The 16,178-nt window shown below is 61.9% G+C and carries 13 protein-coding genes; 5 read left to right on the top strand and 8 right to left on the bottom strand.

The genetic code is table 11. From position 1 onward, the window contains the following. Nucleotides 1-84: 84 nt before the first annotated feature. On the top strand, nucleotides 85-1,545 hold the full coding sequence (gene mltF, locus C4K38_RS05475) for a membrane-bound lytic murein transglycosylase MltF (protein ID WP_053277572.1): 1,461 nt from the start codon (nucleotides 85-87) through the stop codon (nucleotides 1,543-1,545). Between the two features lie 110 nt (nucleotides 1,546-1,655). On the opposite strand, the gene pdxJ is transcribed toward mltF, so the two are convergent. The 8 genes from pdxJ to lptF all read right to left on the bottom strand — a co-directional run bounded on the left by pdxJ (nucleotide 1,656) and on the right by lptF (nucleotide 10,148). Continuing rightward, nucleotides 1,656-2,399 carry a pyridoxine 5'-phosphate synthase gene (gene pdxJ / locus C4K38_RS05470; protein ID WP_007932164.1) on the bottom strand — a complete coding sequence of 248 codons (744 nt, stop codon included), beginning with the start codon at nucleotides 2,397-2,399 and terminating at the stop codon, nucleotides 1,656-1,658. Nucleotides 2,400-2,539: 140 nt separating this feature from the next. After that, nucleotides 2,540-3,229 (bottom strand): DNA repair protein RecO, encoded by a 690-nt coding sequence (gene recO / locus C4K38_RS05465; RefSeq protein WP_053277571.1) that lies wholly within the window; start codon nucleotides 3,227-3,229, stop codon nucleotides 2,540-2,542. A 120-nt stretch (nucleotides 3,230-3,349) separates the two neighbouring features. Then, entirely contained in the window at nucleotides 3,350-4,252 is a 903-nt protein-coding gene (gene era / locus C4K38_RS05460; RefSeq protein WP_007932155.1) for a GTPase Era, read from the bottom strand. Continuing rightward, complete coding sequence (gene rnc, locus C4K38_RS05455) at nucleotides 4,245-4,934, bottom strand: ribonuclease III (RefSeq protein WP_009042306.1); 690 nt, start codon at nucleotides 4,932-4,934, stop codon at nucleotides 4,245-4,247. The genes era and rnc overlap by 8 nt, the downstream gene beginning before the upstream one ends. Before the next feature lie 213 nt (nucleotides 4,935-5,147). Next, complete coding sequence (lepB, locus tag C4K38_RS05450; protein ID WP_053277570.1) at nucleotides 5,148-6,002, bottom strand: signal peptidase I; 855 nt, start codon at nucleotides 6,000-6,002, stop codon at nucleotides 5,148-5,150. A 5-nt stretch (nucleotides 6,003-6,007) separates the two neighbouring features. After that, nucleotides 6,008-7,807 (bottom strand): translation elongation factor 4, encoded by a 1,800-nt coding sequence (gene lepA / locus C4K38_RS05445; protein WP_007932152.1) that lies wholly within the window; start codon nucleotides 7,805-7,807, stop codon nucleotides 6,008-6,010. A 168-nt stretch (nucleotides 7,808-7,975) separates the two neighbouring features. Then, the gene (gene lptG, locus C4K38_RS05440; RefSeq protein WP_053277569.1) at nucleotides 7,976-9,037 is read right to left on the bottom strand and encodes an LPS export ABC transporter permease LptG; all 1,062 of its coding nucleotides are present in this window, start codon (nucleotides 9,035-9,037) and stop codon (nucleotides 7,976-7,978) included. Beyond that, nucleotides 9,030-10,148: an LPS export ABC transporter permease LptF gene (gene lptF / locus C4K38_RS05435; protein ID WP_053277568.1), complete on the bottom strand. Its 1,119-nt coding sequence runs from the start codon at nucleotides 10,146-10,148 to the stop codon at nucleotides 9,030-9,032. The genes lptG and lptF overlap by 8 nt, the downstream gene beginning before the upstream one ends. A gap of 313 nt (nucleotides 10,149-10,461) precedes the next feature. Between lptF and C4K38_RS05430 the strand changes: the two genes are divergently transcribed. The 4 genes from C4K38_RS05430 (at nucleotide 10,462) to C4K38_RS05415 (ending at nucleotide 15,980) form a co-directional block, all read left to right on the top strand. Beyond that, nucleotides 10,462-11,952, top strand: coding sequence for a leucyl aminopeptidase (locus C4K38_RS05430; protein ID WP_053277567.1), 1,491 nt, complete (start codon nucleotides 10,462-10,464; stop codon nucleotides 11,950-11,952). A 60-nt stretch (nucleotides 11,953-12,012) separates the two neighbouring features. Continuing rightward, the gene (locus C4K38_RS05425) at nucleotides 12,013-12,441 is read left to right on the top strand and encodes a DNA polymerase III subunit chi (protein WP_053277566.1); all 429 of its coding nucleotides are present in this window, start codon (nucleotides 12,013-12,015) and stop codon (nucleotides 12,439-12,441) included. A 7-nt stretch (nucleotides 12,442-12,448) separates the two neighbouring features. Next, entirely contained in the window at nucleotides 12,449-12,916 is a 468-nt protein-coding gene (locus tag C4K38_RS05420) for a hypothetical protein (protein ID WP_053277565.1), read from the top strand. Nucleotides 12,917-13,133: 217 nt separating this feature from the next. Next, nucleotides 13,134-15,980, top strand: coding sequence for a valine--tRNA ligase (locus C4K38_RS05415; protein WP_053277564.1), 2,847 nt, complete (start codon nucleotides 13,134-13,136; stop codon nucleotides 15,978-15,980). The last annotated feature ends 198 nt before the right edge of the window (nucleotides 15,981-16,178 follow it).

Below are 16,178 nucleotides of genomic sequence, written 5' to 3'. Positions count from 1 at the left end.
TCTGACGGGGGCCCGAAACCTCTAGCAGACAAGCCCTTCGCTGTCGAGATATGGCGGTTGTTGTCCTTTGCGTATACTGCGCAGATGTTTTCCCCAATGGCTTTACGTCCGCGCCGTGCCAGATGGCTCATCGCAACCGGACTCTTCCTGATGCTCAGTGCCTGCGTTGAGAAACCCAGCACACTGGAGCGAGTAAAGGAGGATGGCGTGCTGCGGGTGGTCACCCGTAACAGCCCGGCCACCTACTTTCAGGATCGCAACGGTGAAACCGGCTTCGAATACGAGCTGGTGAAACGCTTCGCCGACGATCTGGGGGTGACGCTGAAGATCGAAACCGCGGACAACCTCGACGACCTCTTCGACCAGTTGGGTAAACCTAACGGCCCGGTGCTGGCTGCTGCCGGTCTGGTCAGCAGCGAGAAACGCAAGCAGCAAGTCAGGTTTTCCCACACCTATCTGGAAGTCACCCCGCAGATCATCTACCGCAACGGCCAGTCCCGCCCCACCGATGCGGGCGACCTGGTCGGCAAGAAGATCATGGTGCTCAAGGGCAGCACCCACGCCGAGCAACTGGCCGAACTCAAGCTGAAATACCCCGGCATTCAATATGAAGAGTCCGACGAGGTCGAAGTGGTCGACCTGCTGCGTATGGTCGACGAAGGGCAGATCGACCTGACCCTGGTGGATTCCAACGAAGTGGCGATGAACCAGGTGTATTTCGCCAATATCCGCGTCGCCTTCGACCTTGGCGATGCCCGCAACCAGAGCTGGGCAGTGGCCGCCGGCGACGACAACAGCCTGCTCAACGAAATCAACGACTTCCTCGACAAGGTGCAGAAGAACGGCACCCTGCAGCGCCTGAAGGACCGTTATTACGGGCACGTGGACGTCCTGGGTTATGTCGGCGCCTACACCTTTGCCCAGCACCTGCAGCAGCGCCTGCCCAAATACGAGAAGCACTTCAAGGCCTCGGCCAAGGAAGAGAAGGTCGACTGGCGCCTGCTGGCGGCCATCGGCTACCAGGAATCCTTGTGGCAACCGAGCGTCACCTCCAAGACCGGCGTCCGCGGCCTGATGATGCTGACCCAGAACACTGCCCAGGCCATGGGCGTGTCCAACCGCCTGGATGCCAAGCAAAGCATCAAGGGTGGCGCCAAGTACCTGGCGTACATGAAGGATCAACTGGACGACAAGATCGAAGAGCCGGACCGCACCTGGTTCGCCCTCGCCGCCTACAACGTCGGCAGCGGCCACCTGGACGACGCCCGCAAGCTGGCGCAAAAGGAAGGGCTGAACCCGAACAAGTGGCTGGACGTGAAGAAAATGCTGCCGCGTCTCTCGCAGAAGCAGTGGTACAGCAAGACCCGCTATGGCTATGCCCGGGGTGGCGAGCCGGTGCATTTCGTCGCCAACATCCGTCGTTACTACGACATCCTGACCTGGGTCACGCAGCCGCAGCTGGAAGGCGACCAGGTGGCCGAGGGCAATCTGCATGTGCCGGGCGTGGACAAGACCAAGCCGACCCAGGAAAACCCGCCGCTTTAAACCCTCTGTTGTAGCCGCTGCCGAAGGCTGCGACAGGTCCGCAGGACCTGCACGACCGTAAAATCGGTTCCGCTCGATCGCAGCCTGCGGCAGCGGTTACAGAGCTTTCGTCAGGCCTTGGCCGCCGCCAGGATCAGCGCCTTCATCTCCGCTACCGCACCCTTGAAGCCGACGAACAGCGCATGGGCCACCAGCGCATGGCCGATGTTCAGCTCGTTGATGCCCTTGATCGCCGCGACCGCCTCGACGTTGTGGTAATGCAGGCCGTGCCCGGCATTGACGATCAAGCCCTGGCCCAGGCCGAAAGCCACGCCGTCGGCCACGCGCCGCAGCTCCTCGGCCACCTCGCTCGGCGTTTCGGCATCGGCATAACGCCCGGTGTGCAACTCGATGGCTGGCGCGCCCACGCGGCGAGAGGCAGCGATCTGCCGCTCATCGGCGTCGATGAACAGTGACACTTCGGCGCCGATCTTCGACAGCCGCTCTACCGCCGCCTTGATCCGTGCCTCCTGCCCGGCGACATCCAGGCCGCCCTCGGTGGTCAACTCCTGGCGGGTTTCCGGAACCAGGCAGATGTGCGCCGGACGGATGCGCTCGGCGAACGCCATCATTTCCTCGGTGACGCCCATCTCGAAGTTCATGCGGGTTTGCAGCACGTCCTTGAGCAGCAGCACGTCGCGCTCCTGGATATGCCGGCGGTCCTCGCGCAGGTGCACGGTAATGCCGTCGGCCCCCGCCTCTTCCGCGTCCAGCGCCGCCTTGACCGGGTCAGGGTAACGGGTGCCCCGGGCCTGACGCAGGGTGGCTACGTGGTCGATGTTCACGCCAAGAAGAATGCGATTGCTGGTGGTCACGGAAGCGCTCCTGAGGAGTTAGAGATTCGGTGCACAGCATATAGTGTCCGCTCGCGAAAATAACTGCCGGCTTTCGGCCGTGCAGCCATCAGGTCGTAGCAAGCCAGCCAGGATTCGAGCGTATAGGTGCAACGGGACGGCTAGGGCTTGCGAAACAACTCGCGACTGACCAATGGCCGACCGCCCAGGTGCACCGCCAGCGCCTGGCGCATCAGGCGCTTGGCCGCCGCCAGCGCGCCAGGGGCGCTCCAGTCGGCCTGCGCCATGGCCAGCAGCTCGGTGCCGTTGAACAGGCCCGGTTGCAACAGGTGAACCTGCTCCAGGCCGGCATCCACCTGCAGGCGATACATGCCCTGCGCCTCAATCGGCGCGCCGTGGATATCCATGTCCAGGGCGAAGCCATAGCCCAGGTCGTCCAGCAGGCGCCACTCGAACGCACGCAGCAAGGGCTCGAGGGCCCTGCCCTCGGCCAAGGCCAGCAAGGTTGCCGCATAGTGCTCGAAGATCGCCGGATGCGGGTCTTCGGCGGGCAGCAGGCGGATCAGCAGTTCGTTGAGGTAGAGGCCGCTGAACAGCGCCTCACCGTTGAGCCAGGTGGAGGTTCCCGCGCTTTCCATGCGCCCGACGTTTTTCAGCTCGCCGCGCCCGCGAAACTCCACTTCCAGCGGCACGAACGGTCGCGCCAGGGTCCCGGCCTTGCCCCGCGCGCCACGCAACACCGCGCGCAGCCGCCCTTGGGGCGTGAGGAAGTCCACCAACGCACTGCTCTCGCGATAGGCGCGACTGTGCAGGACGTAAGCGGGCTGGCCGATGGGAGGGTTACTGGACATAGGTGTCGGGGATCTCAAGGCTTGAGAAAGTGACAGGTCCGCGGGGAGGTTCGTTGAACCTATATCGCCAGCGGCTCCCCCCTGCATGTTGCAGGAGCGAGGCGCTGGCGACGGGCAGGATTACAGGTCGCCGTAGCCCAGCGAACGCAGGGCGCGCTCGTCGTCGGACCAGCCGCCTTTGACCTTGACCCACAGGTTGAGCATGACCTTGGAGTCGAACAGCAGCTCCATGTCCTTGCGCGCTTCCATGCCGATGCGCTTGATGCGCTCACCCTTGTCGCCAATGATGATTTTCTTCTGGCCATCGCGCTCGACGAGGATCAAGGCATGAATGTGCAGGGTCTTGCCCTGCTGCTTGAACTCTTCGATTTCCACGGTGATCTGGTACGGCAGCTCGGCACCCAGCTGGCGCATGATCTTCTCGCGCACCAGTTCGGCGGCGAGGAAACGGCTGCTGCGGTCGGTGATCTGGTCTTCCGGGAAGAAATGATCGTTTTCCGGCAGGTGCTTGGCGATCAGGCCTTCCAGGGCTTCCAGGTTGTGACCCTGCTGGGCCGACACCGGAACGATCTCGGCATTCGGCAACTGCTCCTGCAACCAGGTAAGGTGCGGCATCAGCTCGGCCTTGTCCTCGATGCGGTCGGTCTTGTTGATCGCCAGGATCACCGGGCCCTGCACGTACTGGACGCGTTCCAGCACCAACTGGTCTTCATCGGTCCACTTGGTGCGATCGACAACGAAGATCACCACGTCGACGTCTTTCAAGGCCGCCGAGGCGGTCTTGTTCATGTAGCGGTTAAGGGCTTTCTCGTTGCTCTTGTGCATGCCCGGGGTGTCGACGTAGATCGCCTGGATGGCGCCTTCGGTCTTGATGCCGAGCATGTTGTGACGAGTGGTCTGCGGCTTGCGCGAGGTGATGGCCAGCTTCTGTCCCAGGATATGGTTCAGCAGCGTGGACTTGCCCACGTTCGGACGGCCGACGATGGCGACATAGCCACAGCGTGTTGCGGTTGTATCAGTCATGGCCATTCTCCACGCCCAGGGCAATCAGTGCTGCGGCGGCCGCTACCTGTTCGGCAATACGACGGCTCACACCCTGACCTCGGCTTTTTTCGTTCAGTAGGGTGATTTCACATTCGACGAAGAACGTCCGGCAATGGGGCTCACCCTGGATATCCACCACTTCGTAGCGGGGCAATTCACAGGCACGCGACTGCAGGAACTCCTGCAGGCGGGTCTTGGGGTCCTTGTTGGTGTCGACCAGCGTCAGGCTGTCGAACTCGGACGTCAGCCAGGACAGCACGCGCTCACGCGCGACTTCCATGCCGGCATCCAGGTAGATCGCACCAATCAGCGCTTCCAGGGCATCGGCGAGGATCGACTCACGGCGGAAGCCGCCGCTTTTCAACTCACCGGAACCCAGGCGCAGGTATTCGCCCAGATCGAAACCGCGGGCCAGTACGGCCAGGGTTTCACCCTTCACCAGGCGCGCGCGCAGACGCGACAGCTGGCCTTCGCGAGCCTGGGGAAAACGCTCGAACAGCGCTTCGCCGGCGACGAAGTTGAGGATGGCGTCACCGAGGAATTCCAGGCGTTCATTGTTGCGCCCGGCAAAACTGCGGTGAGTGAGGGCCAGGACCATCAGTTCCTGGTCCTTGAAGGTGTAACCGAGCTGACGCTCGAGACGGCTCAAAGAAACGCTCACGGTTTACCCACGCTGAGTTCGTGGTTGAATTTCACCACCTTGGAGACGAGGCACGAGGTGCCTGTGGCAATTAACGCTGTGTTCAAATCCACATCCTGAATATCGTTGACTGCTGCTTCTGGTGACGCCTGGGAGGCTGCCGAACCTGGCGGGCCGGTGTTCTACAAGATCCAGAAAAGCATTCGGCGCTGTGTTCAACAGCGCCGTGTGTGATTACTTGATCAGGCCAACCCGCGAGAAATTCGGCAGGTGGCTGAGTTTCGGTTCGGGCCAGCTCATCCAGACTGCGAAGGCCTTGCCGACGATATTTTTGTCGGGAACCATGCCCAGCAGGTCCTTGGGAATGCTCGGGTCATCCCAGTAGCGGCTGTCGTTCGAGTTGTCGCGGTTGTCACCCATCATGAAGTAGTGCCCGGCAGGCACGGTCCACTGACGGTCCGGGGTCGCCCGGTAGCGGCTCATTTCCTTGCGGATCAGGTGCTCGGCGGCGCCGAGTTTTTCCTTGTAGAGCTCCGCGCTGCCCAGGGTGCCCGGCTCGGAACCGACCAGCTGTTCGGCGACCGACTGGCCGTTGACGAACAGGCGCTTGTCGCTGGTGTAGCGCACTTCGTCGCCCGGCAGGCCAACCACACGCTTGATGTAGTTGACGTTCGGATCGCTCGGGTAGCGGAACACCATCACATCGCCGCGCTGCGGATCACCGACCTCGATGACTTTCTTGTCGATCACCGGCAAGCGGATCCCGTAAGAAAACTTGTTCACCAGGATGAAGTCGCCCACATCCAGGGTCGGTTTCATCGATCCCGAAGGAATCTGAAACGGTTCCACCAGAAACGAACGCAGCACCAGCACGATGAACAGCACCGGAAAGAAGGATTTGCCGTACTCGACCAGCATCGGCTCCTTGTTCAGTTTCTCGATGACCAGTCCATCCGGCTGGCTGACGCTGCCCTGATAGTTGGTAATGGCGGCACGCCGACGCGGCGCCAGAAAGACCAGATCGAGCAACGCCAACAGACCGCAGACGGCGACGGCGATGACCAGCAACAGCGGGAAATTTAGCGACATAGGACCTAACTATCCAACCTGAGCACGGCAAGGAAGGCTTCTTGTGGAATTTCCACGTTACCCACTTGCTTCATGCGTTTCTTACCGGCCTTCTGCTTTTCCAACAGCTTGCGCTTACGGCTAACGTCACCACCGTAGCATTTGGCCAGTACGTTCTTTCTGAGCGCCTTGACGGTTGTCCGCGCCACAATCTGCCCGCCAATGGCGGCCTGGATTGCCACGTCGAACATCTGCCGAGGAATCAGTTCCTTCATCTTCTCGGTCAACGCACGCCCTTTGTAGTGCGCGTTGTCACGATGCACGATCAATGCCAGGGCGTCGACTTTCTCACCGTTGATCAGCACATCCAGCTTGACCAGATTAGCCGATTGGTAGCGATCGAAATGATAATCCAGCGAAGCATAGCCACGACTGGTGGATTTGAGGCGGTCGAAGAAGTCCAGGACCACTTCGTTCATCGGCAGGTCGTAGGTCACCTGGACCTGGCTACCGAGGAACAGCATGTCGTGCTGTATGCCGCGCTTCTCGATGCACAGGGTAATGACGTTACCCAGGTGCTCCTGCGGCACAAGAATATTGGCCCGCACGATCGGTTCGCGCATATCTTCGATGGACGACAGATCCGGCAACTTCGATGGGTTATCGACGTAGATCGTCTCACCATTCTTCAGTTGCAGCTCGAAAATCACCGTCGGCGCCGTGGTGATCAGGTCCAGGTCGTATTCGCGCTCCAGGCGCTCCTGGATGATTTCCATGTGCAGCATGCCGAGGAAGCCGCAACGGAAGCCAAAGCCCAGTGCGTCGGAGCTTTCCGGGGTGTATTGCAGCGACGAGTCGTTCAGCGTGAGCTTTTGCAGGGCTTCGCGGAAGTCTTCGAAGTCGTCGGAGCTGACCGGGAACAGGCCGGCGTAGACCTGCGGTTGAATGCGCTTGAAGCCGGGCAGCACTTCGACATCGGGAGTCGAGCTCAGGGTCAGGGTGTCACCTACCGGTGCACCGTGAATGTCCTTGATACCGGCGATGATGAAGCCTACTTCACCGGCCTTCAGGTCGGTGGTGGCGGTGTGTTTCGGGTTGAATACACCGACGCTGTCCACCAGGTGGATCTTGCCGGTGGATTTGACCAGGATCTTGTCGCCCTTCTTCACGCGGCCATGGCGCACGCGAACCAGGGACACGACGCCCAGGTAATTGTCGAACCAGGAGTCGATGATCAACGCTTGCAACGGATCCTCGATGTTGCCGGTCGGCGCGGGAATGGTGGTTACCAGGCGCTCCAGCACCTCGTCGACACCCAGGCCGGTCTTGGCGCTACAGGTCACGGCGTCGGTGGCATCGATACCGATGATCTTCTCGATCTCTTCCTTGACCCGGTCCGGATCGGCCTGCGGCAGGTCGATCTTGTTCAGCACCGGCATGACCTCCAGGCCCTGCTCGATGGCGGTATAGCAGTTGGCAACCGATTGCGCTTCCACGCCCTGGCCAGCGTCGACCACCAGCAAGGCGCCTTCACAGGCTGCCAGCGACCGGCTGACTTCATAGGTGAAGTCCACGTGGCCTGGGGTGTCGATGAAGTTCAGCTGGTAGGTGATACCGTCGCGAGCTTTGTAATAGAGGGTAACGCTGTGGGCCTTGATGGTGATCCCGCGTTCACGCTCAAGGTCCATGGAGTCCAGAACCTGGGCCTCCATTTCGCGCTCGGCCAGGCCGCCGCACATCTGGATGAAGCGATCGGCCAGAGTCGACTTGCCATGGTCAATGTGGGCGATGATGGAGAAATTGCGGATATGACTCAAATCACTCACGGATCAACACTCAAAAAGGCTGCAGGCATAGCCCGCCGAAAAATAGCCGGGAATTGTACCTGATAGACGACGCGAGCGTCACGTTCGCCTGTCAGTGGTGCATAAACGCAAAACGCCCCGGTCTTTCGACAGGGGCGTTTCTCTTGCGAGTGGCGTCATTGGCGCCGGTCAGCCGGCCCGGCGCAACAGCCAGAGCCCGGCCAGGGCGCAGATCCCGGCGGGAACCAGCACCGCGAACAGCGGCGAGAAGCCGAATACCAGGCTCGACGGACCCAGCAGGTCCTGGGCGATGCGGAAGGTGAACCCCACCAGCACGCCGGTGAATACCCGCTGGCCGAGCGTCACGGAACGCAACGGGCCGAAAATGAACGAGATCGCCATCAATACCAGGGCCGCGGTGACCAGCGGTTGCAACACCTTGACCCAGAACGCCAGCCAGTAGCGACCGTTGTTCAGGCCCTGGTCGGCCAGGTAGTGGATGTAGCCCCACAGACCGCTGATCGACAGGGATTCCGGCGCCATCACCACAGTACTCAGCAATTGCGGGCTCAAGGCCACGTCCCAACGTTCCTGCGGGACGCTGATGACCTCGGTATGGCCTTCACGGAAATAGGTGGTGGTGACGTCGCTCAGTTGCCAGTAGCTCTCTTCGAAGCGGGCCTGGCGGGCGAAACTCGAGGACAGCATGTGCCGCTGATCGTCGAAGTGATAACGGGTCACGCCATACAACAGGCCGTTGGGCTGCACGGCGTTGATGTGGATGAACTCCTCGCCCTGACGGTGCCACAGGCCGTGCTTGGAGCTTTGCGCATCGCCCGAACCCTGGGCCAGCGCCCGGCTGGCCTGTGCCTGGCTTTCCGTGGCGGGAGCGACGTACTCGCCGATCAGCACGCCCGCCACCATCAGGAACAGCATCGGCTTCATCACCGCCCAGACGATCCGCCCGACGGATACACCGGCGGCGCGCATGATGGTCAGTTCACTGTTGCTGGCCAGGCTGCCCAAGCCGATCAGGCAGCCGATCAGGGCCGCCATCGGCAGCATTTCGTAGAGCCGGCGAGGCGCCGTCAGCGCGACGAAACTCAGCACGTCCATCACGGTGTAGCTGTCGCTGACACTGCCCATCTCGTCGATGAAGGCAAACAGCGATGCCAGGCCGAGAATAATCCCCAGTACTGCCAGAATGGCCAGCAGGACACTGCTACCGATGTAGCGATCGAGCTTAACCACGAGCCACCTCCTTCATGCTGCGGCGGCTCGCCAGTTTCAGACGCAAGGGTTCCCAGTACAGCAATCCGAGGCCAATCAATAGAAACAGTCCGTGTACCCACCACAGGCCCAGTGCTTGCGGCAGCTTGCCTTTTTCCAGCGAGCCACGGGCCGCGATCAGGATGGTCAGGTAAGCCATATAAAGAAGAATCGCCGGCAGCAGTTTGAGGAAGCGGCCCTGGCGCGGGTTCACCCGGGACAGCGGAACCGCCATCAGGGTCACGACAAACACCAGCAACGGCAGGGAAATACGCCATTGCAGCTCGGCATGGGCGCGCAGGTCCGGGTTGCCGATCAGGTCGCGGGTAGGCATGGCGTCGCGATCGGTGACTTCGTCGCTGACGTCCGGCTTGGCCAGCAACACGCCGTAGGTATCGTATTTGATGACCCGGTAATCGGCCTGGCCCGGGTTGCCGTCGTAGCGATAACCGTTTTCCAGAATCAGGTAACGGTTGCCGTCCGGGCGAATGTCCTGGTGCCCCTTCTCCGCCACCAGCACCGAGATGCCCTGATCCTTCTTCTCCTGGCTCAGGCGTTTTTCCGAAATGAACACGCCACCGAGGTTGGTCCGGTCATCGGACAGCTGCTCGGTGTAGGTCACCCGCGTGCCGTCGTTGAGGGCCTGGAAGCGGCCTGGCACCAGGGTGTCGAATTCGGTCAGTGCATCCTGCTTGTTGAGGATCAGCTGGAACTGGTTGGCCCCCTGGGGCGCCAGGCTCAGGCTCAGCCAGGCCACGATCAGCGCGACCAGGGTCGCCGGAATCATGGTCATGCCCAGCAGGCGCTGCTGGCTCATGCCGGTGGCCGAGAGCACGGTCATCTCGCTTTCAAGATAGAGACGGCCATAGGCCAGCAGAATGCCGAGGAACAGCCCCAAGGGCAGGATCAATTGCAGGAAGCCCGGCATGCGGACCCCCATGATCAGGAACAGCGAGCCTGGGTCCAGTGCGCCCGAGGCCGCTTGCGCGAGGTATTTGACGAAGCGTCCGCTCATGATGATGACCAGCAGAACAGCACTCACGGCGCTCAGGGTCAGCAACACTTCGCGGGATAGATAACGGAAGACGATCAAACCAGACACTCCAGGGTTGTCAGGCTAAGGCGGCCAAACAAGCAAACACGGCCCGTGAAGCCGAGCCGCCGAAAAAGATGGCGCATTATCCTGTGATTGCATGCGCCTGTCACTGCGCATGCTCACGCAGGCCTCTAAAGCGGCGAAGTTCGCTCATGGGAGGGTTGTCAGCCTCGACCGCCCGGGTTCAAACTGGCGGCCCTGTCGTTGGCCACTGCCGACGCCTCTTCTCTTAATAAAAGCTGCATACATGACAAGCCTGGCGCACGGCATAGGCCCTGCGCTCTTTGACCATTAATTCAGGGACCCGGACATGGAACTGGTTGTAAAAAGCGTTAGCCCGGAAACGTTGAAGACCGCCACCCTGGTGGTCGCCGTCGGCGAAGGCCGCAAGCTCGGCAGCGTTGCCAAACAACTCGACGAGCTCAGTGGCGGCGCCATCAGCGCGGTACTCAAGCGCGGCGACCTGGATGGCAAGGTCGGCCAAAGCCTGCTGCTGCACGCCCTGCCGAACCTGAAAGCCGAACGTGTCCTGCTGGTCGGCACCGGCAAGGACGCCGAACTGGGCGACCGCCCGTTCCGCAAAATCGTCAGTGGCATCCTCAATACCCTCAAGGGCCTGGGCGGCAGCGATGCCGCACTGGCGCTGGACGAAATCGTGGTCAAGGGCCGCGACAGCTACGGCAAGACCCGCCTGCTGGCTGAAACCCTGGTGGACGGCGAATACAGCTTCGACCAGTTCAAGAGCCAGAAGGCCGAACCCCGCGCCCTGAAGAAAGTCACCCTGCTGACCATCAAGGCCGCGCAGGCCGAAGTCGAGCGCGCCGTGGCCCACGCCAAGGCCATCGCCAACGGCATGGCGTTCACCCGCAACCTGGGCAACCTGCCACCGAACATCTGCCACCCGACCTTCCTCGGCGAACAGGCCAAGGCCCTGGGCAAGGAATTCAAGGCCCTGAAAGTCGAAGTCCTCGACGAGAAGAAGATCAAGGAACTGGGCATGGGCTCGTTCTATGCCGTGGGCCAGGGCAGCGCCCAGCCGCCACGCCTGATCGTCATGCAATACAACGGCGGCAAGAAATCCGAGAAGCCGTACACCCTGGTCGGCAAGGGCATCACCTTCGACACCGGCGGCATCAGCCTCAAGCCTGGCGCCGGCATGGATGAAATGAAGTACGACATGGGTGGCGCCGCCAGCGTGTTCGGTACCCTGCGTGCCGTGCTGGAACTCAAGCTGCCGATCAACCTGGTGTGCATCCTGGCCTGCGCCGAGAACATGCCGAGCGGCACCGCTTCGCGTCCGGGCGATATCGTCACCACCATGAGCGGCCAGACCGTGGAAATCCTCAACACCGACGCCGAAGGCCGCCTGGTGCTGTGCGATGCCCTGACCTACGCCGAGCGCTTCAAGCCACAGGCGGTGATCGACATCGCCACCCTGACCGGTGCCTGCGTGGTCGCCCTCGGCGCCCATACCTCGGGCCTCCTGGGCAACAACGACGAGCTGATCGGCCAGTTGCTGAGCGCCGGTGTTCAGGCTGACGACCGTGCCTGGCAACTGCCGCTGTTCGACGAGTACCAGGAACAGCTGGACAGCCCGTTCGCCGACATCGCCAACATCGGTGGCCCGAAAGCCGGCACCATCACCGCTGCCTGCTTCCTGTCGCGCTTCACCAAGCAGTACAACTGGGCGCACCTGGATATCGCCGGTACCGCCTGGACCAGCGGCGGCAAGGACAAGGGCGCCACTGGCCGTCCGGTTCCCCTGCTGACCCAGTACCTGCTGGACCGCGCCAAAGCCTGAAACCTATGACCTCGGGGTGCGTCGCCCACACGCGGCGCACTCCCGGGTTCAGGAACCGCAATGACCAAAGTCGACTTCTATATCCTTCCCAGCGCGGATCCTTCGGCGCGCCTGGACTTCGCCTGCAAGCTCACCGACAAGGCCTGGCGCATGGGGCATCGCATCTACCTGCATTGCAGCGACGCGGCCCAGCGCGATGAACTCGATGCCCGGCTGTGGCGCTTCAAGGGCGAAACCTTCGTGCCTCACGGTCCTGCCGAAAGCGAACCGGATGGCCTGATTGTTCTCGGCCTCGGCGACGACCCCGGCGAGCACCATGACCTGCTGGTCAACCTGGACCTGAAGGTCCCGCCATTTGCCCAGCGTTTTGCCCGCATCGCCGAAGTGGTGGTGGAAGACCCGACTATCCGCCAGGCTGCTCGCGAGAGTTTCCGTTTCTACCGCGAACAGGGCTATCCTCTGCAAGATCACCGTTTACAGCGACTCTGAGCCATCGATGGACACTCCCAAACCGCTGCAAAAGTCCGCGCACCTGCTGGATGACCTCGAGTCCATCCGCCAACTGCTCGGCGATGACGACCTGCAACCTCCGCTGCTGACCGAGACCGTCGACGGCGAAGTGCAGATACCACTGCTGTTCGATATGGTCGGCGGCAAGCCTGCCGTCGAAACCCTCGAAGAGGCGCCGGCAGAACCACAACCAGCCCCCGCTCCGGTAGCCGAACCGCAACCTGCTCCCGTAGTTGCCGCCCCACCCCCTACACCGGCACCGACACCAAAACCCGCACCAGCGCCAGCGCCCAAGAGCCAGGATGCCCTGCTGCACCTGGACAGCGAACTGCGCGCCGCCGCGCAACTGATCATGCAAGACGTGATCGACGACTTCGCCCCGCATATCGAAACCGAGATCAAGCGCCGCCTCGACGCGCGAATGGATCGCCTGCTGAGCCAGTACGACGCCTGACCCCCTGCCTTATTCAGCGGACAAACCTCGCAGCTACAGGTCACCAGCCATCTGTAGGAGCGAGGCTTGCCCGCGATAACGCCGGATACCAAGCAAAAATCCCCGTTCATCGAGTACTTTTCGCCCTCCCGCCGTCAGCCTGCTCTACGCGCATCGGTTCATCCCCGCTATACTTCCCGGCTTTTCCTGAATAAATGCCAATAGGGTCCCGCCGCGCATGGATAAGACCTACCAGCCGCACGCCATTGAAACTTCCTGGTATCAGACCTGGGAGTCAGAGAATTACTTCGCCCCGCAAGGCGCGGGCGACTCGTACACCATCATGATTCCGCCACCGAACGTCACTGGCAGCCTGCACATGGGCCATGGCTTCAACAACGCGATCATGGACGCCTTGATCCGCTTCCGCCGCATGCAGGGCCGCAACACCCTGTGGCAACCGGGTACCGACCACGCCGGTATCGCCACCCAGATGCTGGTGGAGCGTCAGATCGAAGCCCAGGGCCAGAATCGTCACGATCTGGGCCGGGAAAAATTCCTCGAGAAAGTCTGGGAGTGGAAGGATCAGTCCGGCGGCAACATCAGCCGTCAGATCCGCCGCCTGGGCTCGTCCGTGGACTGGAGCCGCGAGCGCTTCACCATGGACGACGGTCTTTCCGAAGCCGTCAAAGAAGCCTTCGTGCGCCTGCACGAAGACGGCCTGATCTACCGCGGCAAGCGTCTGGTCAACTGGGACACCAAGCTGCACACCGCGATCTCCGACCTCGAAGTGGAAAACCACGACGAAAAAGGTTCGCTGTGGAACCTGCGCTACCCGCTGGCCGACGGTGCCAAGACCGCTGAAGGCCTGGACTACCTGATCGTTGCCACCACCCGTCCGGAAACCATGCTCGGCGACTCCGCCGTGGCCGTTAACCCGGAAGACGAGCGTTACAAGGCGCTGATCGGCAAGTTCGTCGAACTGCCGCTGGTGGGTCGTCGCATCCCGATCATCGCCGACGACTACTGCGACCCTGAGTTCGGCACCGGCTGCGTGAAGATCACCCCGGCCCACGACTTCAACGACTACGAAGTCGGCAAGCGTCACAACCTGCCGCTGCTGAACATCTTCGACAAGAATGCCGAAGTACTGCCTGCCGCCCAGGTGTTCAACCTGGACGGCACGCTGAACGAAAGCATCGACGGCAAGATCCCGGCCGAGTTCGCCGGTCTCAACCGCTTCCAGGCGCGCAAGGAAATCGTCGCTGCGTTCGACGCCGCCGGCCTGCTGGTCAGCGTTGACGACCATGCCCTGAAAGTGCCGAAAGGCGACCGCTCCGGCACCATCATCGAGCCGTGGCTGACCGACCAGTGGTACGTCTCCACCAAGCCCCTGGCCGAGCCGGCCATTGCCGCCGTGGAAGACGGCCGCATCGCCTTCGTGCCAAAACAGTACGAAAACATGTACTTCTCCTGGATGCGCGATATCCAGGACTGGTGCATCAGCCGCCAGCTGTGGTGGGGCCACCGCATCCCAGCCTGGTACGACGAGTCGGGCAAGGTCTATGTAGGCCGCGACGAAGCCGAAGTGCGCGCCAAGCACAACCTCGGGCCTGAGATTGCACTGCAACAGGACAACGACGTCCTCGACACCTGGTTCAGTTCGGGCCTGTGGACCTTCTCCACCCTGGGCTGGCCGGAGCAGACCGAGTTCCTCAAGACCTTCCACCCGACCGACGTGCTGGTGACCGGTTTCGACATCATTTTCTTCTGGGTCGCCCGGATGATCATGCTCACCATGCACCTGGTGAAGAACGAAGACGGCACACCGCAGGTTCCGTTCAAGACCGTGTACGTACACGGCCTGGTACGCGACGGCCAGGGCCAGAAGATGTCCAAGTCCAAGGGCAACGTCCTTGACCCGCTGGACATCATCGACGGTATCGAGCTCGAAGCCCTGGTGCAGAAACGCACCACCGGCATGATGCAGCCGCAACTGGCGAAGAAGATCGAGAAGCAGACCCGCCAGGAGTTCGCCGACGGCATCGCCAGCTACGGCACCGACGCCCTGCGCTTCACCTTCTGCTCGCTGGCATCCACCGGCCGCGACATCAAGTTCGACATGGGCCGCGTCGAAGGCTATCGCAACTTCTGCAACAAGATCTGGAACGCCGCACGCTACGTGCTGGACAAGGGCGAAGACTGCGGTCAGAACGGCGAAGCCTACGAGCTGTCGCTGGCCGACCGCTGGATCATCTCCCAGCTGCAGCGCACCGAAGCCGAAGTGACCCGCCAACTGGACCAGTTCCGTTTCGACCTGGCGGCCCAGGCGCTGTACGAGTTCATCTGGAACCAGTACTGCGACTGGTACCTGGAATTGTCCAAGCCAGTGCTATGGGACGAAAACGCGCCGGTCGAGCGCCAGCGCGGCACCCGTCGCACCCTGGTGCGCGTGCTGGAAGTGGCGCTGCGCCTGGCCCACCCGTTCATGCCGTTCATCACCGAAGAAATCTGGCAGCGCCTGGCGCCGCTGGCCGGCATCCAGGGCAAGACCATCATGCTGCAACCCTGGCCGGTGGCCGTTGAAGCGCGCATCGACCAGGCCGCCGAAGACGACATCGAATGGCTCAAGGGCCTGATGCTCGGCACCCGTAACATCCGTGCCGAAATGAACATCGGCCCGGGCAAGCCACTGGCGTTGTTCCTGAAGAACGTCAGCGCCGAAGACCAGCGCCGCCTGAGCGAAAACGAGACCCTGCTGAAGAAGCTGGCCAAACTCGAATCGATCACCGTGCTGCAAGCCGGCGACGAAGCACCGCTGTCCGCTACCGCCCTGGTCGGCGAGATGGAAGTGCTGGTGCCGATGGCCGGCCTGATCGACAAGGGGGCCGAACTGGCGCGCCTGGACAAGGAAATCCAGCGCCTGCAAGGCGAAGTGCAGCGGGTCGGCGGCAAGCTGTCCAACGCCGCCTTCGTCGACAAGGCCCCGGCCGAAGTGATCGACAAGGAACGCGCCAAACTGGCCGAAGCCGAACAGGCTCTGGGCAAGCTGGCCGAGCAGCACGCACGGATCTCCAGCCTGTAACGGCAATTCGAGCGGTAAGAAAAAGGGAGCCCTGCAAAGGGCTCCCTTTTTTGTGCCCGACCGAAAAGCTGATGCCTCTGTAGGAGCGCAGCTTGCTGGCGATAAAGGAAAACGCGGTGTGCCAGGGATAACGCTTCGCGGGCAAGCCTCGCTCCTACAGAGGCCACGTCACCGAGGCAGATATGGGACAATGCGCGC

Source organism: Pseudomonas chlororaphis subsp. piscium, assembly GCF_003850345.1.
In the GTDB taxonomy this organism is placed as follows: Bacteria; Pseudomonadota; Gammaproteobacteria; order Pseudomonadales; family Pseudomonadaceae; genus Aquipseudomonas; species Aquipseudomonas piscium.
The sequence above is the reverse complement of the archived record's forward strand: the minus strand, read 5'-3'. Positions and strand labels throughout refer to the sequence as shown.